Below are 20,169 nucleotides of genomic sequence, written 5' to 3'. Positions count from 1 at the left end.
GGTGCCTACGTGACCGAGGTCAAGAGGCCGCCGCTGCCCCATGACTTCCACCCGACCGTGCCGTCGTTCACGGTGGTGAGCGCGGACTTCGAGCCGGGTGCGGTGCTCAAGGACGACCAGGTGCACGCGGCCGGGAACACCTCGCCGCACCTGCGGTGGGAGGGTTTCCCGCCGGAGACGAAGAGCTTCGCCGTGACGTGCTTCGACCCGGACGCCCCCACGGGGAGCGGGTTCTGGCACTGGTCGGTGTTCGACATCCCGGCCTCGGTGACCGAGCTGCCGACGGGCGCGGGCAGCGGCAAGTTCGAGGGGCTCCCGGAGGGCGCCGTCCAGGTGCGCAACGACTACGGGACGAAGGACTTCGGCGGTGCCGCCCCGCCGCCGGGTGACCCGGCGCACCGCTATGTGTTCACCGTGTACGCGGTCGACCTGGAGAAGCTCGGCCCGGACTCGGATGCCTCGCCCGCCGTCGTCGGCTTCAACCTGCGGTTCCACACGCTGGCCCGGGCCCAGGTCGTCGCGGAGTACGCGGCGGTCGCCGACAGCTAGCCGCGCCCCGTAGCCGTATCCCGCACGAGTTCGCGTCAGCTCAGCGTTCATTGAACGTTTGCCCGCCTCTGGTCTTGGAAGTGATCAGGGGCGGGCATCTTTTATTGCGTTGTCCTACCCGGCGTGCCCGGCCAGAGTTGATCCAAGCCCGCCAGGGGGTGGGCCGGTGCACACGGGAGGTGGGCGAGATGCGGGACACGCTGGTGCTGAACGCGAGCTTCGAGCCGCTGTCGACGGTGACGCTGAATCGCGCCGTCGTCCTGGTTCTGCAGGACAAGGCCGTCGTCGAGCAGGCCCACCCCGCGCTGCGCGTGCGTGCCGCCGCCGTCGAGCTTCCGGTGCCCCGGGTGATCAGACTGTGCAGGTATGTCCGGGTGCCCTTCCGAAGACGGGCTCCGTGGTCGCGGCGCGGTGTCCTGGTGCGTGACCAGCACCGGTGTGCGTACTGCGGCAGGCGCGCGACGACCGTGGACCACGTGGTGCCGCGCTCCCAGGGCGGCGCCGACTCGTGGCTGAACACGGTGGCGTCGTGTGCGACGGACAATCACCGCAAGGCGGACCGCACTCCGGAGCAGGCCGGTATGCCGCTGCTGCAGCAGCCGTTCGAGCCGACGCCGGCGGACGCGATGCTGCTGACGCTGGGGCGCGAGGACCTGGCCGCCCTGCCGGACTGGCTCGCACAGCCCGCTGCTTGAGTACGTGACTGACGCTGGGGCCGCCCTCCGAGTGGAGGGCGGCCCCAGCCTCGTACGGAAAGCCTTGTCGCGTCAGTCGATCGGCGGCTGCTCGCGGCGCTCGACGCCGCCCGGGTTCTTGGCGCCGCCGCCTCCCCCGCCACCGCCGGCGAGCGGGCCGAAGTTGCCGAGAGCGCCGCCGAGGCCCTTGAGGGCGTCGCCGATCTCGCTGGGGACGATCCAGAGCTTGTTCGCGTCGCCCTCGGCGATCTTCGGGAGCATCTGGAGGTACTGGTAGGAGAGCAGCTTCTGGTCCGGGTCGCCCGCGTGGATCGACTCGAAGACGGTGCGGATGGCCTGGGCCTCGCCCTCGGCGCGCAGGGCCGCGGCCCTGGCCTCACCCTCGGCCCGCAGGATCGCGGACTGCTTCTCACCCTCGGCCCGCAGGATCTCGGACTGGCGGACACCCTCGGCCTGGAGGATCGCGGCGCGCTTGTCGCGGTCGGCGCGCATCTGCTTCTCCATCGAGTCCTGGATGGAGGTGGGCGGCTCGATCGCCTTGAGCTCGACGCGGTTGACGCGGATGCCCCACTTGCCGGTGGCCTCGTCGAGGACGCCGCGCAGGGCCGCGTTGATCTCCTCGCGGGAGGTGAGGGTCCGCTCCAGGTCCATGCCACCGATGATGTTGCGCAGCGTGGTGACGGTGAGCTGCTCGATCGCCTGGATGTAGCTGGCCACTTCGTACGTCGCGGCGCGGGCGTCGGTGACCTGGTAGTAGATGACCGTGTCGATGTTCACGACCAGGTTGTCCTGGGTGATCACCGGCTGGGGCGGGAAGGGGACGACCTGTTCACGCAGGTCGATGCGGTTGCGGATGGAGTCGATGAACGGGACGACGATGTTCAGGCCCGCGTTCAGGGTGCGCGTGTAGCGGCCGAAGCGCTCCACGATCGCGGCGCTGGCCTGCGGGATGACCTGGATCGTCTTGATCAGGGCGATGAAGACCAGCACCACCAGAATGATCAGGACGATGATGATTGGTTCCATCGTGGTTCCCCGTACCCTTCATGCTTCGGTGTTTCCGCAAGTTGCTTCGGTGTTCCCGGAAGATCTTGGGATCTCGCCGGTCGAGTCTGTCAGAACGACGCGCGGACCGTGGGGTGTTCGGATCACCTGACGTCACGGGCCGTCAGCCACACGACTGTTGCCCCCCTGACGGGGCATCACATGACGACGGCCGTCGCCCCGTCGATCTCGACGACGTCCACCTCCTGGCCGGCCTCGAAGCTCTGCTCGGTGTCGAGCGGCCGCGCCGACCAGACCTCACCCGCGAGTTTGATGCGCCCTCCGGAGGAGTCGACCCGCTCCAGGACGACCGCGGATCTGCCCTTCAACGCCTCGACGCCGCTGACGAGTTCGGGGCGCTGCGCGCGGTGCCGGGCGGCGATCGGGCGTACGACCGCGATGAGGGCGACCGACACGGCGGCGAAGACCACCGTCTGCATCGCCACTCCCCCGCCGAGGCTCGCGGTCACGGCGGCCGCGACCGCGCCGACGGCGAGCATGCCGAACTCCGGCATCGCGGTCATCACCAGCGGGATTCCGAGGGCGACCGCGCCGATCAGCCACCACACCCATGCGTCCATGTCCACATGGTCATGGTAGGACCGCCGGTCCCGATACCGACAGGGCGTGCGCGATCAGCCGAGCGGCAGGCCCTGCGCCGACCAGCGTTCGCCCCGCTGCTCGACGAGCAGCGGCAGGCCGAAGCAGAGCGAGAGGTTCCGCGAGGTGAGCTCCAGCTCCAGCGGGCCCGCGGCCATGACCTCGCCCTGACGGATCATCAGGACGTGGGTGAAGCCGGGGGCGATCTCCTCGACGTGGTGCGTGACCATGACCATCGAGGGGGCGATGGGGTCGCGGGCGAGGCGGCCGAGGCGGCGGACGAGGTCCTCGCGGCCGCCGAGGTCGAGGCCCGCGGCGGGCTCGTCGAGGAGCAGCAGCTCGGGGTCGGTCATCAGGGCGCGGGCGATCAGGGTGCGCTTGCGCTCGCCCTCGGAGAGGGTGCCGAACTTGCGGTCCAGGTAGTCGCTCATGCCGAGGCGGTCGAGGAAGGCGCGGGCGCGCTGCTCGTCGATGTCCTCGTAGTCCTCGTGCCAGCCGGCGGTCATGCCGTACGCGGCGGTGAGGACCGTCTGCAGGACGGTCTGGCTCTTGGGGAGCTTGTCGGCCATGGCGATGCCGGCCATGCCGATGCGCGGGCGCAGCTCGAAGACGTCGACCTTGCCGAGCTGCTCGCCGAGGATGGTGGCGGTGCCCTTGCTCGGGAAGAGGTAGCTGGACGCGACATTGAGGAGGGTGGTCTTGCCGGCGCCGTTCGGGCCGAGGATGACCCAGCGCTCCCCCTCCTTCACCGACCAGGAGACCTGGTCCACCAGAGCCCGGCCCTCTCGGACCACGGATACGTCCTTAAGCTCCAGTACATCGCTCATGAGCGCGTTGTCTCCCATTGCAGTCTCGGCTGTCGCTCGTGTTGCCCGCGTCGGTGGACGCGGCCCCCGGATAAAACCTACGCCACCGGCCGACCGTTCCCGTGCGGAGCCCGGTCCTTAGGCTGTGTGCATGCTCTCGGAACCTCGTTCAGGACGCTTGGCCGCTTGGGGAAACGCCCTATTGGCCGGACTTGTTTCACCCGATGACGCGGTGCACGCGATCGTGGGCGGCGACGCGGTGCACCGGGTCGAGGGGCTGCCCGGCGAGGCGGCGCCGGTCGGCCTGACGCTGGCGCTCGGGCGGCTGCGCGCGCTCGGTGTGACGGGGCTTCGGGTGGCGTTGCCCGCGCCGGGGCATCCGCTCGGCCTGAGCGGGCCGCCGGCCTTCAACGAGCGGGCCCTGGAGGCGGAGGAGGCGGTCGTCGCGACGGGCGCTCCGTACGGGCTCGTGCCGGAGGTGTACGAGGCGGGGCCCGAGGGGGCCGCCGACGCCGAGGACGTCCATGTGGAGGTGGTGTGGCACTGTCTGCCGGTGCGGGAGGCGCCGCCCGCGGACGTGCCGTCGCTCGGTGAGGCGGAGCGGGAGCTGGCGGACGCGCTGCGGGAGGCGACGGAGGTGCTTGCGCGGCTCGACGTGGCGGCGTCGGGGCCGGTCGCGGAGGCCGCGATCGACGCGTACCGGGCGCGGGCCGAGCGGGGGCGCGAGGTGCTCGCTCCGGGGTATCCGCCGCGCGCGGTGCGGGTGTTGGAGCTGGCGCAGCGGGTCGGGCTGCTGATCTCGGTGGCGTACGAGAACGGGCACGGCGGGGCCGTGAGCGCCTCGGAGATGGGGGCGCGGGCGCAGGCCTTGCGGCCGGTGGAGCGGGTCGCGCGGCGGGCGCAGGTGGCCGCGTACAACGCTTACGTGGAGGAGCGGGAGCGGGGTGGGCGGTGAGGCGGGGGGAGGACGGCCGGGCGTTCCCGTTCTGTGCCGGTGGGAGGACGGCTGGTCGTTGCCGTTCGGTGGGTGAACCCGAGGGCCCCGCGGACCGTGCGGTCCGCGGGGCCCTCGGGTGGGGGTTGAGCGTCAGTGGTTCACCGCGTGGTTGCCGTGCGCCGGGTTGAGGATGCCGACGACGTTCACGCTGTTGCCGCTGGCGTTGACGGGAACGTGGACCGGGGCCTGGACCAGGTTGCCGGAGCCGATGCCCGGGGACTTCACGGCCTTGCCGTCGGCGTGCGCGCCCGAGGTGGCGGACGCGACTCCGGCGGAGGCGCCCGCGGCGAGTCCGGCGGCGACGACGGCCAGGGCGGCCTTCTTGCTGATGTTCATGGGACGTGTTCCTCCAGTGACGGGTGACCCGGTTAGGGGGTCTGGGGGGATGTACGGCGCGGCGGCGGTGATGCCGGGGAGGCCGGGTGGTGCGGGAATCCGGAGAACGCGACCGGCCCTGCCCGCGAGTGCGCTGCGGGGCCGGTCGCCGCGACGCCGACCGCATGACCGTGATCGGCGGATCGCGCGGAGTGCGATCAGACGTTCTCGCAGTGGTTCCCGAACGCCGGGTTCAGGACGCCGACGACGCTGAGGGTGTTGCCGCAGGCGTTGACCGGGATGTGGACCGGGGCCTGGACCAGGTTGCCGGAGGCGATGCCGGGGGAGTGCTTGGCCACGCCGTCGGCGTACGAGCCACCGTGGGCGGAGGCGATGCCGGCACCGGCCGCGACCAGGCCACCGGCCACCATCGTGACAGCAGCGGCCTTCTTCAGGTTCTTCACTTCTAAGTTCCTCCTGAGCGGAAGCTGCGGCCAGCCGCCGCAGCACGCACTGGAGAACGGCGGGGCGCCGTGGGGGATGCGCCAAACGGGGGACATCCACACGACGGTATGAATCTCAGCCCGGAACGCGACGGTCCGTGCTGACATCCACCCCGGCAGCCACTCCGGCCCTTCGCCGCCGCGAGGACCTGCGCGATCAGCCGGTGACGCCGTGCCGCACGGCCCACAGGGCGGCCTGGGTGCGGTCGGCGAGGTCCAGCTTCATGAGGATGTTCGACACGTGGGTCTTGACGGTCTTCTCGGAGAGCACGAGCGCGCGGGCGATCTCGCGGTTCGACCGGCCGTCCGCGATCAGGCCGAGCACCTCGCGCTCCCGCTCGGTGAGGGAACCGCCTCTCCCCTGCGTGTTGTTGGCCTCCTCCTGGGACAGCAGGGCGCCCGCCACCTCGGGCTGGAGCAGGACGTGCCCGGCGTGCACGGAACGGATGGCTCCGGCGAGGGCTTCCGGATCGACGTCCTTGTACACATAGCCCGCCGCGCCCGCGCGCAGGGCCGGGACGACCGTGCGCTGCTCGGTGAAGCTGGTGACGATCAATACGCGCGCGGGGTTGGCCAGTTCGCGGAGCTTGCGGAGCGCCTCGACGCCGTCCATGCCGGGCATCTTGACGTCCATCAGGACGACGTCCGGCCTCAACTCCTCGGCGCACGCGACTCCTTCGGCGCCGTCGGACGCCTCACCGACGACCTCGATGTCGTCCTGGATCTCAAGGAACGTACGCAGACCGCGGCGGACCACCTGGTGGTCGTCGACCAGCAGCACCCGGATCCCTGTCTTCGGATTGAGCTCAGAGTCAGCCACCGGGGACCTCCATCTCGATCGTCGTGCCCTTGCCGGGCTCCGACTCCACGGTCAGCCGTCCGCCGACCCCGCCTGCCCGGTCCCGCATGGAGACCAGGCCCAAGTGCCGCCCGGCGCGCCGGATCACGCGCGGGTCGAATCCCTTGCCGTCGTCCGTGACGCGCAGCACCGCTCCAAGGCCGCGCTTCTGCAGGGCGACGGCGACGTGCTCCGCCTCCGCGTGCCGCAGCGCGTTGTGCAGGGCCTCCTGGGCGACGCGCAGCATGGCCTCCTCCTGGGCTGCGGGCAGGGCGCGCACGCCGCTGCTCTCGAAGGTGACCGTGGCGGAGTGGGCGCGGTCCAGGACCTGCGTGTGCGTGCGCAGCGTGGCCACCAGGCCGTCCTCGTCGAGGGCGGCGGGGCGCAACTCCACCACGGCGGCGCGCAGTTCGTCGGCCGCCTCGGCCGCGAGCGCCGCCACCTGCTGGAGCTCGCCCTTGGCGCGCGTGGGGTCCCGGTCCACCAGGGCGGCGGCGGCCTGGGCGGTCAGGCGCAGGGAGAACAGCTTCTGGCTGACCGCGTCGTGCAGTTCGTGGGCGAGGCGGGAGCGCTCCTCGGCGATGGTCAGCTCGCGGCTGCGTTCGTACAGCCGGGCGTTCGTCAGGGCGATCGCGGCGTGCTGGGCGAGGATCGACAGGAGTTCCTCGTCGTCCTCGTCGAAGCCGCAGCCGCCGGCGGGCTTGGGGCACTTCTTGTTGGCGAGGAAGAGCGCGCCTAGCGTCTCCTCGCCGTACCGGATCGGGAGGCCGAGGAAGTCGGACATGTCCGGGTGGGCGGCCGGCCAGCCCTCGAAGCGGGGGTCCTCGCGCACGTCGGCGAGGCGCTCGGGCTCGGCCTTCCGCAGCATCGCGGCGAGGATGCCGTGCTGGCGGGGCAGCGGTCCGATGGCCTTCCACTGCTCTTCGCTGACGCCGTCGACGACGAACTGGGCGAAGCCGCCGTGGTCGTCCGGGACGCCGAGGGCCGCATACTCCGCGTCCAGCAGCTCGCGGGCGGAGGCGACGATTGTCTTGAGGACGTCGCGCACCTCCAGCTGGCTGCTCATGGCGAGCAGCGCGGAGCTGACCGCGTACAGGCCGGATCGGGGTCCTTGACTCATGGGCCAACCGTACCGGCGGGGTGTGACAGCGCGTATCCGACCTGTGGCGGCAGGGCTCTAGGACCGGGGGCCTAGGCCCAGCGGACGGCCTAGGGCAAAGGGACCTCGCACGGTGCTTCCGCCGTACGAGGCGCCCGGCGGGGGCCGTTCCTAGCGTGGAGGCCGTACTGCCACTGAGGCACGGCCCGTACGGCCCGCGAGGGCACGGAGGGTCACGAGGGGACGGTTGTCATGCCGGTAGCGATCATCACGGGGGCTTCGAAGGGTCTGGGGCGCGCGCTGGCCGCGGCGCTCGCGGGGCGGGGCTGGGACCTCGTCCTCGACGCGAGAACGGAGGCGGTGCTCGACGACACCGCGCGGGAGCTGGCCGGGCACGGGGGCCGGGTGCACGCGGTGGCCGGGGACGTGACGGACGCGGGGCACCGCGCGGAGCTGGTGGCGGAGGCCCGCGCCCTGGGTGGCCTCGATCTGCTCGTGAACAACGCGAGCGCGCTCGGCGCGGAGCCGCTGGTCCGCCTCGACGAGCTCGCCCTGGAGGGGCTGCGGCGGGCCCTGGAGACGAATGTGGTGGCCGCGCTCGGTCTCGTACAGCAGGCGCTGCCGCTGCTGCGGGCCTCGCGCGCGGGAGGTGCGGTGATCAACGTCAGCTCCGACGCGGGCGCCGAGGCGTACGAGACGTGGGGCGGGTACGGGGCGTCCAAGGCGGCGCTCGACCAGCTGTCCGCGGTGCTCGGCGAGGAGGAGCCGGGGCTGCGGGTGTGGGCCGTCGATCCGGGCGACATGGGCACGGATCTGTACCGGGCCGCGGTGCCCGACGACGCGGATCCGCGGCCGCTGCCCCGGACGGTGGTGCCCGCCTTCCTGCGGCTGCTCGACGAGCGGCCGGCGAGCGGGCGCTATGACGCTCCTTCTTTGCTGGTGTCGTCATGACGGTCGCGGTGCGGGTGCCCGAGGGGCTGCACGCGGCGCTGCCGGTCGAGCAGCGCGGCAGGGGGCTGCGCAGGGACTCGGTGCGGCTGCTGGTCTCGCGCGGTACGGAGGTGTCGCACCACGGCTTCGGGGAGCTGCCGCAGCTGCTGCGCGCCGGGGACCTGCTCGTGGTGAACACCTCCCCGACACTGGCCGCCGCCGTCGACGGGCGGCTGCTGCACGCGCGCGGGGACGAGCGGCTCGCGCACGCGCGCGGGGACGAAGAGAAGGGGCACGCGCGCGTAGTGGTGCATTTCTCGACGCTCGGCGAGGACGGCCGGTGGGCCGTCGAGCTGCGCGATCCCGATGGACGCGGTACTACGCGCGCGCGTGCGGGCGGGCCCGCGGGGACAGAAGTGGAGCTCTCCGGAGGCGTGCGTCTGGTGTGCGAGGAGCCGGTGAGCGCGGGCAGCGGGCGGCTGTGGTGGGCGCGGGTGCCGGCGGATGTGCCGCGGCTGCTGCGGCGGCACGGGCGCCCGATTCGTTACTCCTATACGGAGCGGGACCAGCCGCTGTCCGTCTACCAGACGGTCTTCGCGCTGCCGTCCGCCGACGGCACGGGCAGCGCGGAGATGCCGAGTGCGGCGCGGCCGTTCACCGCGCGCCTGGTGGCACGCCTGGTGAGCCGCGGTGTGCAGTTCGCGCCGATCCGGCTGCACACGGGGGTGGCGTCGCCCGAGGCGCACGAGCCGCCGTATCCGGAGCGCTTCGAGGTGCCGGAGACGTCGGCGCGGCTGATCAACGCCGCGCGGGCGGGCGGGGGCCGAGTGGTGGCGGTGGGGACGACGGCCGTGCGGGCCGTGGAGTCGGCGGCCGGTCCTGACGGGGTGGTCCGTGCGGCGGCGGGGCGTACCGATCTGGTGGTGACGCCGGAGCGGGGGGTGCGGGTGGTGGACGGGCTGCTCACGGGCCTGCACGAGCCGGAGGCCTCGCATCTGCTGATGCTGGAGGCGGTGGCGGGGCGGGCCGCGGTGGAGCGCGGTTATACCGAGGCGGTACGCCATCTCTACCTCTGGCACGAGTTCGGCGACCTGCACCTCATCCTGCCGGACGAGTTTGCTCACCGAGAGCATTGCTGTCGCAACTGATGGTGAGACTGTTACACGTCCGATGTGAGCCCGCGCATAGGACGCACATCACGTACGAAGCCCCCTAGTGGACGCGAGGGCCCCGTAAGGGAGGGTTAAGCGCGGGCATCGGGGACGGCGGCGCACCCCCTGATCCACTACCCGGCATCGTACGTCACTCCTTTGCCACACAATTTTGCGCCCGCTAAGAATTGCTCCCGTCGCTCGAACGCCGCGGTCTCGTACCGCGGCGTTTTGCCGGAAGCAATCTGTCCCCCGCCGGCGCAGAGCGGCCTCCCGATTTACGAAGAGGTCCATCTCCCATGTCCAAGCACGCCACCTCTGGTCATAGTCGCTCCACTCTGACCAAGACCCAGAAGTTCTCGATCGCCGGTGTCGCCACCCTCGGTGCCGCCGCCCTCGCCTTCTCGATCGTGCCGGGCAGCTCCGAAGCTCAGACCGAGGCGCTGGGCACCCACTCGGCTGCCTGGTCCGTGCCCGTGGACGCGCAGCAGAGCGTCAGCAAGCAGCAGTCCAACGCCAGCAAGCAGGCCAAGGACGCCGCTGCCGCGAAGACCGCCGCCGACAAGAAGGCCGCCGCCGACGCCGCGGCGAAGAAGAAGGCCGACGCCGAGGCCGCCGCGAAGAAGAAGGCCGAGGCCGACCGCAAGGCCAAGGAGACCGCCAGCCGCGCGGCCGCCCGCAAGCCGGTCTACGCCAACAACCTCGACGGCTGGATCCGCCAGTCCCTCGACATCATGAAGTCCAAGGGCATCCCCGGCTCGTACGACGGCCTGCACCGCAACATCATGCGCGAGTCCACGGGCAACCCGAACGCCAAGAACGGCTGGGACATCAACGCGATCAACGGCACCCCGTCGATCGGCCTGCTCCAGGTCATCCAGCCGACGTTCGACGCGTACCACGTCGAGGGCACCTCGACGAACATCTACGACCCGGTCGCCAACATCACGGCCGCGGCCAACTACGCCGCCGACCGCTACGGCTCGATCGACAACGTGAACGGCGCCTACTGAGTCGTACGACCCGGACCTCTTCAACCGAGGCTCACTGACGCCGAAGGGCGGCACCCCGCACGGGGTGCCGCCCTTCTCGTACTTCTTGATGCGCTGACTCGTACTTCTTGTACGCGCTTACTTGCGCATGACCTCCGGCTCGTGGCGGCGCAGGAAGCGGGCCACGAAGAAGCCGCAGAGGGCGCCGAGGGCGAGCAGGGCGGCCATGTCCATGCCCCAGGCCGCGGCCTCGTGGTCCCAGAGCGGGTCCGTGCTGCCCGGGTCGTCCGGGTTCGGGCTGATCTTGTTGAAGTCCAGCGTCGTACCGGCGGCGGCAACCGCCCAGCGCGAGGGCATCAGGTACGAGAACTGGTTGACGCCGACCGTGCCGTGCAGGATGAACAGGCAGCCGGTGAACACGACCTGGATGATCGCGAACATGACCAGCAGCGGCATGGTCTTCTCGGCGGTCTTCACCAGGGCCGAGATGATCAGGCCGAACATCATCGAGGTGAAGCCGAGCGCCATGATCGGCAAGGAGAGCTCGAGGAGCACCCCGCCGCCGAAGACCAGGCCCTTCTCGGGGATCTCACGGCTGGAGAAGCCGATCGCGCCGACCAGGGCGCCCTGCAGCACCGTGATGAAGCCGAGGACGATGACCTTGGACATCAGGTACGCGGAGCGCGACAGGCCGGTCGCGCGTTCCCGTTCGTAGATCACCCGTTCCTTGATCAGCTCGCGGACGGAGTTGGCGGCACCCGCGAAACAGGCGCCGACCGCGAGGATCAGGAGCACGGTGGTGGCCGTGCCGTTCGGGAGGATCTTGCCGGTCTGCGGGTTTACATTCGGCAGCAGACCCTTGTCCGGGTCGATGAGCAGGCTCACCGCGCCGAGCACCGCCGGCAGGATCAGCATCAGCGCCATGAAGCCCTTGTCCGAGACGATCACGGACACATAGCGGCGGATCAGCGTGATCAGCTGGGAGCCCCAGCTCTGCGGCTTGGGCGGGCTGATCGCCTGCGGCGGCGGCATGTGTACGGACTGCGCGGCGACGGCGTCGATGTCCGCGGCGTACATCTGGTAGTGCTGCGAGCCCTTCCAGCGGCCCGCCCAGTCGTAGTCGCGGTAGTTCTCGAAGGCGGAGAAGACGTCGGCCCAGGTGCTGTAGCCGAAGAAGTTCAGGGCCTCCTCGGGCGGGCCGAAGTACGCCACCGAACCGCCCGGCGCCATCACGAGCAGCTTGTCGCAGATGGCCAGCTCGGCCACCGAGTGCGTGACGACGAGGACCGTACGGCCGTCGTCGGCGAGGCCGCGCAGGAGCTGCATGACGTCGCGGTCCATGCCCGGGTCGAGGCCGGAGGTCGGCTCGTCCAGGAAGATCAGGGACGGCTTGGTCAGCAGCTCCAGGGCCACCGACACGCGCTTGCGCTGGCCACCGGAGAGCGAGGTGACCTTCTTGTCCTTGTGGATGTCGAGCTTCAGCTCGCGCAGGACCTCGCCTATCCGCTGCTGGCGCTCCTGCTCGCTGGTGTCGGCGGGGAAGCGCAGCTTGGCCGCGTACTTGAGCGCCTTGTTGACGGTCAGCTCCTTGTGCAGGATGTCGTCCTGCGGGACCAGACCGATGCGCTGACGCAGCTCGGCGAACTGCTTGTACAGGTTCCGGTTGTCGTAGAGGACGTCGCCCTGGTTGGCGGGCCGGTAGCCGGTGAGCGCCTTGAGCAGGGTGGACTTGCCGGAGCCCGAGGGGCCGATGACCGCGATGAGTGACTTCTCCGGGACGCCGAAGGAGACGTCCTTGAGGATCTGCTTGCCGCCGTCGACCGTGACGGTCAGGTGGCGCGCGGAGAAGGAGACGTCACCGGTGTCGACGAACTCCTCGAGGCGGTCGCCGACGAGGCGGAACGTCGAGTGGCCGACGCCCACGATGTCGTTCGGGCCGATGAGGACCGTGGACGACTTCGCGATCGGCATGCCGTTGACGTACGTGCCGTTGTGCGAGCCCAGGTCGCGCAGCTCGAAGCGGCCGTCGGGCGACGCCGTGAACTCCGCGTGCAGACGCGAGACCTGGAGGTCGGAGACCACCAGCTCGTTCTCCAGGGCGCGGCCGATGCGCATCTTTCGGCCAAGCGAGAACTGGTGGTACGTCGTCGGGCTGCGGTCGCCGTAGACCGGCGGGGCCCCCGCCGCGCCGCCGGATCCCACGCCCGCGCCCGGGCCCTGCTGCTGCGGGACCTGGCCCTGTTGCTGGTGTTGCTGGCCCTGCTGCGGCCAGGCCTGCTGCTGCGGCATCTGCTGCTGAGGCGCCTGCTGCTGCATCTGCTGCTGGGGCGCCTGATAGTGCGGCGCCTGGTGCTGCGGTGCCTGCTGCGGCTGCTGGGCCTGCCCGGCCCAGCCCGGCGCGCCCTGCTGCCCCGCCTGGCCGGGTGCGTGCTGCGGCGGCGCGTGCTGCGCCTGCTGCTGCGCTCCCGGCGCGGACATGGCGGCGGCGCCACCGGAGAGGATCAGTTGCGGACCGTCGGTCGCGTTGCCCAGGTGGACGGCCGATCCCGGGCCGACTTCCATCTGATGGATCCGCTGCCCCTGCACAAAAGTGCCGTTGGTGGAGCCGTGGTCCTCAATGACCCAACTGCGGCCGCCCCAGCTGATCGTCGCGTGCCGCCAGGAGACCCTGGCGTCGTCCAGCGCGATGTCACCCTGCGGATCACGCCCAAGGGTGTATGCCCTGGACGAATCGAGCGTCCAGGTCCTGCCATTCAATTCCAGTACGAGTTCCGGCACTCCATGCCCCACTGAGTTGTCCCCCGAGTTGCCCCCATCATGGGGAGTCTAGGGATGTCGAACATCGGGAGGAACTATTTCAGGCGGAGGCCTCTGACCGAAAGTCGGGCCTTGTGAAGACTGCGTACGGGCCACTATGACTGCCCCGTTGACGGGGCAGAAACCGCCCCGGAGAGTAGTAAGGGCTCTCAGCGAGTACGGATCACGTGCATTGTGCGCATAACGCTCATGTCGACGATGCCAGCCATGTCTGCCATGCCAGTCATGTCATTCATGTCTTCCATGCGTCCTACGGGTTCCTTCACGCGCATCCGTACCGAGAGGGCGATGCGCGCTGCGAGCTCGGGGGGTCCCATGGAGACCGGCCGGTACGAGGATGTGCGGCAGGGTGTGCCGCGGCGGGTGCCCTGGGGCGACGTGCTGCTCTCCGCGATCGCCGCGGTGAGCTGGGCGCTGATCGGCATGGCGGGCACGGCCGCGCTGGGGCTGCATCTGCTGGGCGCGGACGCGGCGGGGTCGCTCGGGCCGATGACCGCGGCGGCCGTCGCGCTGGGCGTCGGCGGTTCCGTCACCCCCTCCGGAGACGTGTCGGCCTTCGGCCTCGAGGGCGCGGAGGCGACCACGGCCATCGACGTCACCCCGCTCGGTGTGGGGCTCGTGGGCGCGGTGCTGCTCGCGTTCTTCTTCTTGCGTTCCTTGCGCAGTGCGGGAGTTGTGATCTCACCGGCCGAACTCGCCGCCCGCGCGGGCGCGGTGTTCGCGCTTTTCCTCGCCGTGCTCGGCGGCCTCGCCTGGGCGGGACACGATGTCATCACGATCGACGGCAAACAGCTCGGCATCGACAAGGGAATCGACAAAGGCCTCGACAAAGGTCTGGACGATCTCCCCGGAGGTATCGGCGACCGGATTCCCGACGGCCTGAAGGACATCGGCGGCATCGGGGACATCGGCGGACTGCTGCCCGACCGGCTCGGCGACCTCGTCGAGGCGGAGGCCGCGGTGGGCTTCACGGTGGACACGGGGGCCACGCTGCTCGGCGGCGCGATCTGGGTGGCCGCCGTGCTCCTCATCGCCCTGCTCGCCTCGCGCCGCACGCCGCTGCCGCCCGGTCTCGGCGCCCTGCACCGCGTGGTGCGGCCGGCCGCGTCCGCGCTCGTGACGGTGGTTCTGGTGGCCGTGCTCGCCGGGGTCGCGGCGGCGGGGTACGCGATGATCGGCGACGCCCACCCCAAGCGGATCGCGGGCGGTGCGCTGCTCGGCACGCCGAACGGTGTGTTCCTCGGCCTGCCCGTGGGGCTCTTCGTGCCCTACAACGGCGAGGTGTCGGGCCCGCTCGCGCGGTTCCTGCCGGACCCCGTCGACGATCTCCTGAGCGGCGACACGAACAAGCCCCTCACGGTCGGGCGGCTCGCCGAACTCGACGGCCGGGTGTGGCTGCTCGCGGTGGCCGCGGTGCTGATGATGCTGTTCGCCGGGGTGCTGACGGCCGTACGGAGTCCGCTGGTACGGGACATGGGCGCCGTCGGCTTCGCCGTCCGCTGCGGGCTGCGGCTCGGGCTCGTCACGGCGGTCGCGCTGCCCCTGATGGCGTGGCTGACGGGGGTGTCGGCGGACGCCTCGATGTCGGTCTTCGGCTTCGACGCGTTCGGGGCGGGGCTCGAGCTGCACGGGGAGCTGGGGATGGCGGTGGTCCTCGGGGCCGCGTGGGGCGCGGCAGCCGGCGCGGCCGGGGCGCTGCTGGCCCGGGCCACCGGGGCGGCAGGGGGGCGTGCGGCGGCGCTGGCGCTGGACGGGGCGGTGGCCCCGGCCGCCGGGGCGGGGCGGGAGGCGGAGCCGGTGCCTGGGCCCTACCGGGAGAGCACGCCGTATCGGCCGCCTCGGGCGGAGACGAATCCTTATCTGCGGCTGCCGGGGGAGGTACGGGGGCGGGGGTCTCGCGGGGGCGAGGCGCCTCCGCCGGGGGGCGGTGCGCCTCCGCCGGGGGGCGGTGCGCCTCCGTCGGCGGGTGGTACGCCTCCGTCGGCAGGGGGTGCGCCCTCCTCCCGGGCGGGTGGGGTGCCTCCGCAGGTGAGCGGGGCGCCCACGGTTGCCGGGCCGGTGGTGCCGCCGCCCGGGGGTGCGCCGAAGCGGGGCCGCCGCCGGGGCGAGGCGGACTGGCCTCCGCCTCCGCCGCCTCCTCCACCACCTCCGCCGCCCCCGGGGCGAAAGGGCTGAACGCGGGCAGAGGGCGTACCGCCAGGCTGGGCTGTCCTGCCCCACGCAGCACCTGCACCGTCGGCTGGGCTGTGCCACCCCCACCCCGTAACGGCACCGTAGGCCTGGGCTGTGCCCACCCGTGCCGCCCCTGGCGGCCCAGCTGCCCACAGCGGTGGGGGGCGGAGCCGACCGGTCATCCACGGCATAGGGCCCGACAGGCGCGCACAGCGGGAACGGCACCGACCGGCCACCCCAAGCCGGAAGCACGACGGCTGCCCACAGCGTGGGCGGGTGGGAGATATCCGCCGCGACAGCGGCGGGACAGGAACGCGCCCCACCCCGCCGCAGGCAGCGGCACCCCCTGGCAGCCCCTTCACCCGCCAGGTGAACAAGCCGCTACCCACCGGAATCCGCAGGGCAAAGGGACCCCCAGCCTCCGGGGCAAGGCCGTCCGAGGGCCGGACAGCCCCACCGCCCCCCAAGCGCGGCCAGCTACCGTGGGGATCACCATGAGTGCCTCGACGCCACCCACGCCCCCCGACGCGCGCACGCCGGAACCCACCCGCGCCCCCACGCCGGAAGGCGCCCCCAAGCCCACCCCTGCCACGACCCAGGAAGCAACCCCGACGGCCACCCCGAAGGCCACCGCAGAAGGCGCCCACGCCAGAGAAGGCGCCCACGCCAGCATGCCCACGCTCCTGGTCAAGATCTTCGGCAAGGACCGCCCAGGAATCACCGCCGGCCTCTTCGACACCCTCGCCGCGTACTCCGTGGACGTCATCGACATCGAGCAGGTCGTGACCCGTGGCCGGATAGTGCTGTGCGCCCTGGTCACCGCCCCGCCGACCGGCCTGGAAGGCGATCTGCGGGCCACCGTCCACAGCTGGGCGGAGTCCGTGAAGCTCCAAGCCGAGATCATCTCGGGCCGTGGCGACAACCGCCCGCGCGGCCTCGGCCGGTCGCTGGTCACGGTGCTCGGCCACCCCCTCACGGCCGAGTCGACGGCGGCGATCGCCGCCTGCATCACGGGCACGGGCGGCAATATCGACCGCATCTTCCGCCTCGCCAAGTACCCGGTCACAGCGGTGGAGTTCGCCGTCTCCGGCACGGAGACCGAGCCCCTGCGCACCGCGCTGGCGACCGAGGCGCACGCCCTCGGCGTGGACGTCGCCGTCGTGGCGGCCGGCCTGCACCGCCGCGCCCAGCGCCTGGTCGTGATGGACGTCGACTCGACCCTCATCCAGGACGAGGTGATCGAGCTCTTCGCCGCGCACGCGGGCTGCGAGGAGGAGGTCGCCGCCGTGACCACGGCGGCCATGCGCGGCGAACTCGACTTCGAGGAGTCGCTGCACGCCCGCGTCGCCCTCCTCAAGGGCCTGGACGTCTCGTCCGTGGACAAGGTCAGGACCGAGGTCCGGCTGACCCCGGGCGCCCGCACCCTCATCCGCACCCTCAAGCGCCTCGGCTATCAGGTCGGCGTGGTCTCCGGCGGCTTCACCCAGGTCACCGACGACCTGAAGGAACGCCTCGGCCTGGACTTCGCCCACGCCAACACCCTGGAGATCGTCGACGGCAAGCTCACCGGCAAGGTGACCGGCGAGATCGTGGACCGCGCGGGCAAGGCCCGGCTGCTGCGCCGCTTCGCCGCCGAGGCGGGCGTACCGCTGGAGCAGACCGTGGCGATCGGCGACGGCGCCAACGACCTGGACATGCTCAACGCCGCCGGCCTGGGCGTCGCCTTCAACGCCAAGCCGATGGTCCGCGAGGCCGCCCACACCGCCGTGAACGTGCCCTTCCTCGACACCGTCCTGTACCTCCTGGGCATCACCCGCGAAGAGGTCGAAGCCGCGGACATGCACCTGGACCACGACTAAGCGCTTCGCTGGATGTGCGGTGTTGGTCCTGCGGGCCGGTGGGGGCTGGTCGCGCAGTTCCCCGCGCCCCTTCGGGGCGCGGTACCGCACCCGGCGCCCTTCGGCGCCGGGCCCGCTCTCATCGGTCTGCACACCACCGGTCCGGCGCTATTCCGACGGCGCCCAGTAGTCCACCAGGGTCGCCGTGCCCGGCTCCAGGGCCTTCCACGATCCCGCGTACGTCAGGACGGCGAAGGCCGACGTCGGGAAGCCGCGGCGGTTCATCCGCACCTGGGCGTCGCCCTCGGCGTCACCGGCCAGGACGTCGGCGAGGCCGTGGACTCCCGGGTTGTGGCCGATCAGGATCACGTTCTGCGCGTCGTCCGGGATTTCGTTGAGCACGGCGATCAGCTCGCCGGGTGAGGCTTCATAGACCCGCTCCTCGTACACCGTACGAGGCCGCTGCGGGAGCTCCTGGACGGCGAGCTTCCAGGTCTCGCGGGTCCTGGCGGCGGTCGAGCAGAGGGCCAGGTCGAGGGCGATGCCGCTGTCGGCGAGTCTGCGGCCGGCGACGGGGGCGTCCCTGCGGCCGCGGTCGGCGAGCGGGCGCTCGTGGTCGGCCACCTGGGGCCAGTCGGCCTTCGCATGCCGGAAGAGGACAATCCTGCGGGGTTCTGCGACGCTCATGCATCCCAGCTTCGCATGAAACACGCCACGGAGCGCAGGGAGTTGGCGGGCTCCGCCAGCACGGGTGACGGGGCTTTCACCGCGTGACGCACGAGGTCGGGGGCGCTGTCGGGGCAGGTCAGGCCGCGATGCTCAGCAGGGCCCTGACGCGCTCCAGCAGGTCCGAGACCACGGGCTCGCCGCTCGCCGCGTGGGCGTCCGCCGGGTTCAATATCAGCAGGAGCAGGGCCGCGAAGGCGATGGCGGGCAGGGCGATGGCCCACCACGGAAGCTGGATCTCGATACCGGCCGGCTCCGCCTGGTCCGCCGGGTCGCGTCGAGTGTGCGAACGGGCCGACATGCCGCCTCCATGATCTTCGAGTGCTCCGCGCCGCGTCTTCGCGGCCACATCTCGAAGGTACGGAGTCCGGCCCCTTCAACCCATCCGGTGATCCACCCAGTTAACCCTGACACTGGCCCCCTAGGGGATGGTGGTGCTAGCCCCACCATCCGGGCGACACGGGGACCCGCCCCGCCTGTTGAGGGGGCGTCAGGGCGAGGCCACCGTCGCGACGATTCCGATGATCACGGTGATGGCCAGCATCGCGCCGAGCACGATCAGGAGCTTCTTCTGGCCGTTCTGGGGGTTCGGGTCGAGCACTGGCATGCGCCAAGTCTCGCACCCCGCGCGCGGACCGCGGCCGTCGGGGTCAGGCCCCCGCGGGCGCGGCCGCCGCCTTCGCCGCCACCTCGTCCTCGACGGTGCGGTCGCGGCCCGCCAGGATGCCGACGGCGATCTGCGGCACCATCAGGCCCGCCATGAGCGCGATGGGCAGGCCCCAGCCGCCGCTGTGCTGGTAGAGCATGCCGACGAGCAGCGGGCCGGGGATCGAGATCAGATAGCCGGTGCTCTGCGCGAAGGCGGACAGCTTGGCCACGCCCGCGCTGCTCCTGGCGCGCATGCCGACCATCGTGAGGGCCAGCGGGAAGGCGCAGTTGGAGATGCCGCACAGCAGCGCCCACGCCCAGGCGCCGCCCGCCGGGGCGAAGTACAGGCCCGCGTATCCGGCGAGCCCGCAGGTGCCGAGGGCGACCACCACGGGACCCTGGTGGGACAGCCGCGTCGCCACGCGCGGGATGACGAAGGCGAGGGGCACACCCATGGCCATCGTGGCCGCGAGCAGCACACCGGCCTCACCGGCCGGCACGCCCGCGTCCCGGAAGATCTGCGGGAGCCAGCCCATGGTGATGTACGCGGCGGTGGCCTGGAGGCCGAAGAAGCAGGCCAGCGCCCATGCGGTGCGGCTGTGCGTGATGCGCAGGCCCTCGTCCTCCCGACCGGCGGTGGCCGACGGCTTCCGCCCGGCGGCGCCCCGCTCCTGCCCGGCGGCGGCCGGGTCCGTGCCGCGGTGGCGGGCCAGCGGGATCCACGGCACGACGGCGGCGACGGCGACCACCGCCCATACGGCGAGCCCGGTGCGCCAGCTGCCGCCGAGCGCGTCGGTCATCGGCACCGTGACGGCGGCGGCGAGCGAGGTGCCAATCGCGAGGGCCATCGAGTACAGGCCGGTCATCGAGCCGACGCGGTCCGGGAACCAGCGCTTGACGATCACCGGCATCAGGACGTTGCTGACGGCGATGCCCATCAGCGCGAGCGCGCTCGCGGCCAGGAAGCCGACGGTGCCGCCCAGGAAGGGACGTATCAGCAGACCCGTGGCGATGGCCGCCATGCCCGCGCACACCACGGCGTTGGGGCCGAAGCGCCGGGCGAAGCGCGGCGCGAGGCTCCCGAAGACCGCGAAGCACAGCGGCGGCACGGAGGTGAGGAGGCCGGCCAGAGTGCCGCTCATGCCCAGCCCGTCCCGCACCTCTTCGAGGAGCGCGCCGAGGCTGGTGATGGCGGGCCGCAGGTTGAGGGCCGCGAGGACGATGCCGACCACGACCAGACGCGTCGCCCACGCGCGCGTGGCGGCCTGTTTCTCCGCGGCGACCGCTGTGGCCCTCTGCGCCTGTCCGTTACCGCTCCCGGTACCGACGCGGGTCTCCGGGGCCTCCGGGGCTGTCGTCGTACTCGTCGTCTTCGCTTCCTCGCTGGCCATGAGAGCCATCATAGAATCATGGGATGATTGGCTGTCCAATCCATTGTTCGTGCGGCCG

At 71.6% G+C, this 20,169-nt stretch carries 20 protein-coding genes; 8 read left to right on the top strand and 12 right to left on the bottom strand.

The window, feature by feature from the left end; translation table 11 throughout:
* Positions 1 to 9: 9 nt before the first annotated feature.
* Together AC0KTA_RS30200 and AC0KTA_RS30195 are read left to right on the top strand one after the other, a co-directional pair.
* Positions 10 to 549: a YbhB/YbcL family Raf kinase inhibitor-like protein gene (locus AC0KTA_RS30200; protein WP_481051373.1), complete on the top strand. Its 540-nt coding sequence runs from the start codon at positions 10 to 12 to the stop codon at positions 547 to 549.
* 188 nt (positions 550 to 737) lie between these two features.
* A complete protein-coding gene (locus AC0KTA_RS30195; protein ID WP_481051372.1) occupies positions 738 to 1,244 on the top strand; it encodes an HNH endonuclease in 507 nt (168 codons plus the stop codon).
* A gap of 72 nt (positions 1,245 to 1,316) precedes the next feature.
* On the opposite strand, the gene AC0KTA_RS30190 is transcribed toward AC0KTA_RS30195, so the two are convergent.
* The 3 genes from AC0KTA_RS30190 to AC0KTA_RS30180 all read right to left on the bottom strand — a co-directional run bounded on the left by AC0KTA_RS30190 (position 1,317) and on the right by AC0KTA_RS30180 (position 3,715).
* Positions 1,317 to 2,270 carry an SPFH domain-containing protein gene (locus AC0KTA_RS30190; RefSeq protein ID WP_481051371.1) on the bottom strand — a complete coding sequence of 318 codons (954 nt, stop codon included), beginning with the start codon at positions 2,268 to 2,270 and terminating at the stop codon, positions 1,317 to 1,319.
* Between the two features lie 176 nt (positions 2,271 to 2,446).
* Complete coding sequence (locus AC0KTA_RS30185) at positions 2,447 to 2,875, bottom strand: NfeD family protein (protein ID WP_481051370.1); 429 nt, start codon at positions 2,873 to 2,875, stop codon at positions 2,447 to 2,449.
* A gap of 48 nt (positions 2,876 to 2,923) precedes the next feature.
* Positions 2,924 to 3,715, bottom strand: coding sequence for an ABC transporter ATP-binding protein (locus tag AC0KTA_RS30180; protein ID WP_481051369.1), 792 nt, complete (start codon positions 3,713 to 3,715; stop codon positions 2,924 to 2,926).
* A gap of 130 nt (positions 3,716 to 3,845) precedes the next feature.
* Between AC0KTA_RS30180 and AC0KTA_RS30175 the strand changes: the two genes are divergently transcribed.
* Positions 3,846 to 4,649, top strand: a complete 804-nt coding sequence (locus AC0KTA_RS30175; RefSeq protein ID WP_481051368.1) for a hypothetical protein — start codon at positions 3,846 to 3,848, stop codon at positions 4,647 to 4,649.
* A 132-nt stretch (positions 4,650 to 4,781) separates the two neighbouring features.
* Here the strand turns inward: AC0KTA_RS30175 and AC0KTA_RS30170 are convergent, their stop codons facing one another.
* From AC0KTA_RS30170 to AC0KTA_RS30155, 4 genes are all read right to left on the bottom strand, one after another.
* A complete protein-coding gene (locus tag AC0KTA_RS30170; RefSeq protein ID WP_481051367.1) occupies positions 4,782 to 5,027 on the bottom strand; it encodes a chaplin in 246 nt (81 codons plus the stop codon).
* A 197-nt stretch (positions 5,028 to 5,224) separates the two neighbouring features.
* Complete coding sequence (locus AC0KTA_RS30165) at positions 5,225 to 5,470, bottom strand: chaplin (RefSeq protein WP_481051366.1); 246 nt, start codon at positions 5,468 to 5,470, stop codon at positions 5,225 to 5,227.
* Between the two features lie 196 nt (positions 5,471 to 5,666).
* Positions 5,667 to 6,329 carry a response regulator gene (locus AC0KTA_RS30160; RefSeq protein WP_481051365.1) on the bottom strand — a complete coding sequence of 221 codons (663 nt, stop codon included), beginning with the start codon at positions 6,327 to 6,329 and terminating at the stop codon, positions 5,667 to 5,669.
* Positions 6,322 to 7,467 carry a GAF domain-containing sensor histidine kinase gene (locus AC0KTA_RS30155; protein WP_481051364.1) on the bottom strand — a complete coding sequence of 382 codons (1,146 nt, stop codon included), beginning with the start codon at positions 7,465 to 7,467 and terminating at the stop codon, positions 6,322 to 6,324. Before AC0KTA_RS30155 ends, AC0KTA_RS30160 begins: the two co-directional genes overlap by 8 nt.
* Before the next feature lie 231 nt (positions 7,468 to 7,698).
* Between AC0KTA_RS30155 and AC0KTA_RS30150 the strand changes: the two genes are divergently transcribed.
* The 3 genes from AC0KTA_RS30150 to AC0KTA_RS30140 all read left to right on the top strand — a co-directional run bounded on the left by AC0KTA_RS30150 (position 7,699) and on the right by AC0KTA_RS30140 (position 10,540).
* The gene (locus AC0KTA_RS30150; protein WP_481051363.1) at positions 7,699 to 8,397 is read left to right on the top strand and encodes an SDR family NAD(P)-dependent oxidoreductase; all 699 of its coding nucleotides are present in this window, start codon (positions 7,699 to 7,701) and stop codon (positions 8,395 to 8,397) included.
* The gene (locus AC0KTA_RS30145; protein WP_481051362.1) at positions 8,394 to 9,524 is read left to right on the top strand and encodes an S-adenosylmethionine:tRNA ribosyltransferase-isomerase; all 1,131 of its coding nucleotides are present in this window, start codon (positions 8,394 to 8,396) and stop codon (positions 9,522 to 9,524) included. The genes AC0KTA_RS30150 and AC0KTA_RS30145 overlap by 4 nt, the downstream gene beginning before the upstream one ends.
* A gap of 302 nt (positions 9,525 to 9,826) precedes the next feature.
* Entirely contained in the window at positions 9,827 to 10,540 is a 714-nt protein-coding gene (locus AC0KTA_RS30140) for a transglycosylase SLT domain-containing protein (RefSeq protein ID WP_481051361.1), read from the top strand.
* Positions 10,541 to 10,657: 117 nt separating this feature from the next.
* On the opposite strand, the gene AC0KTA_RS30135 is transcribed toward AC0KTA_RS30140, so the two are convergent.
* Positions 10,658 to 13,309 (bottom strand): ABC transporter ATP-binding protein/permease, encoded by a 2,652-nt coding sequence (locus tag AC0KTA_RS30135; protein ID WP_481051360.1) that lies wholly within the window; start codon positions 13,307 to 13,309, stop codon positions 10,658 to 10,660.
* A gap of 342 nt (positions 13,310 to 13,651) precedes the next feature.
* Here AC0KTA_RS30135 and AC0KTA_RS30130 point away from each other — a divergent pair, with 342 nt between their 5' ends.
* Both AC0KTA_RS30130 and serB read left to right on the top strand, forming a co-directional pair.
* Positions 13,652 to 15,511, top strand: a complete 1,860-nt coding sequence (locus AC0KTA_RS30130) for a streptophobe family protein (RefSeq protein ID WP_481056613.1) — start codon at positions 13,652 to 13,654, stop codon at positions 15,509 to 15,511.
* Positions 15,512 to 16,179: 668 nt separating this feature from the next.
* Positions 16,180 to 17,367 carry a phosphoserine phosphatase SerB gene (serB, locus tag AC0KTA_RS30125; RefSeq protein WP_481056612.1) on the top strand — a complete coding sequence of 396 codons (1,188 nt, stop codon included), beginning with the start codon at positions 16,180 to 16,182 and terminating at the stop codon, positions 17,365 to 17,367.
* Between the two features lie 147 nt (positions 17,368 to 17,514).
* Here the strand turns inward: serB and AC0KTA_RS30120 are convergent, their stop codons facing one another.
* From AC0KTA_RS30120 to AC0KTA_RS30105, 4 genes are all read right to left on the bottom strand, one after another.
* The gene (locus AC0KTA_RS30120; protein WP_481051359.1) at positions 17,515 to 18,033 is read right to left on the bottom strand and encodes a SixA phosphatase family protein; all 519 of its coding nucleotides are present in this window, start codon (positions 18,031 to 18,033) and stop codon (positions 17,515 to 17,517) included.
* A gap of 118 nt (positions 18,034 to 18,151) precedes the next feature.
* Positions 18,152 to 18,373, bottom strand: coding sequence for a hypothetical protein (locus tag AC0KTA_RS30115; protein ID WP_481051358.1), 222 nt, complete (start codon positions 18,371 to 18,373; stop codon positions 18,152 to 18,154).
* Between the two features lie 189 nt (positions 18,374 to 18,562).
* Positions 18,563 to 18,679: an SGM_5486 family transporter-associated protein gene (locus AC0KTA_RS30110; RefSeq protein ID WP_106967776.1), complete on the bottom strand. Its 117-nt coding sequence runs from the start codon at positions 18,677 to 18,679 to the stop codon at positions 18,563 to 18,565.
* A 43-nt stretch (positions 18,680 to 18,722) separates the two neighbouring features.
* Complete coding sequence (locus AC0KTA_RS30105) at positions 18,723 to 20,123, bottom strand: CynX/NimT family MFS transporter (RefSeq protein ID WP_481051357.1); 1,401 nt, start codon at positions 20,121 to 20,123, stop codon at positions 18,723 to 18,725.
* Positions 20,124 to 20,169: the final 46 nt, after the last annotated feature.

Source organism: Streptomyces sp. Y309 (assembly GCF_056712025.1).
The sequence above is the reverse complement of the archived record's forward strand: the minus strand, read 5'-3'. Positions and strand labels throughout refer to the sequence as shown.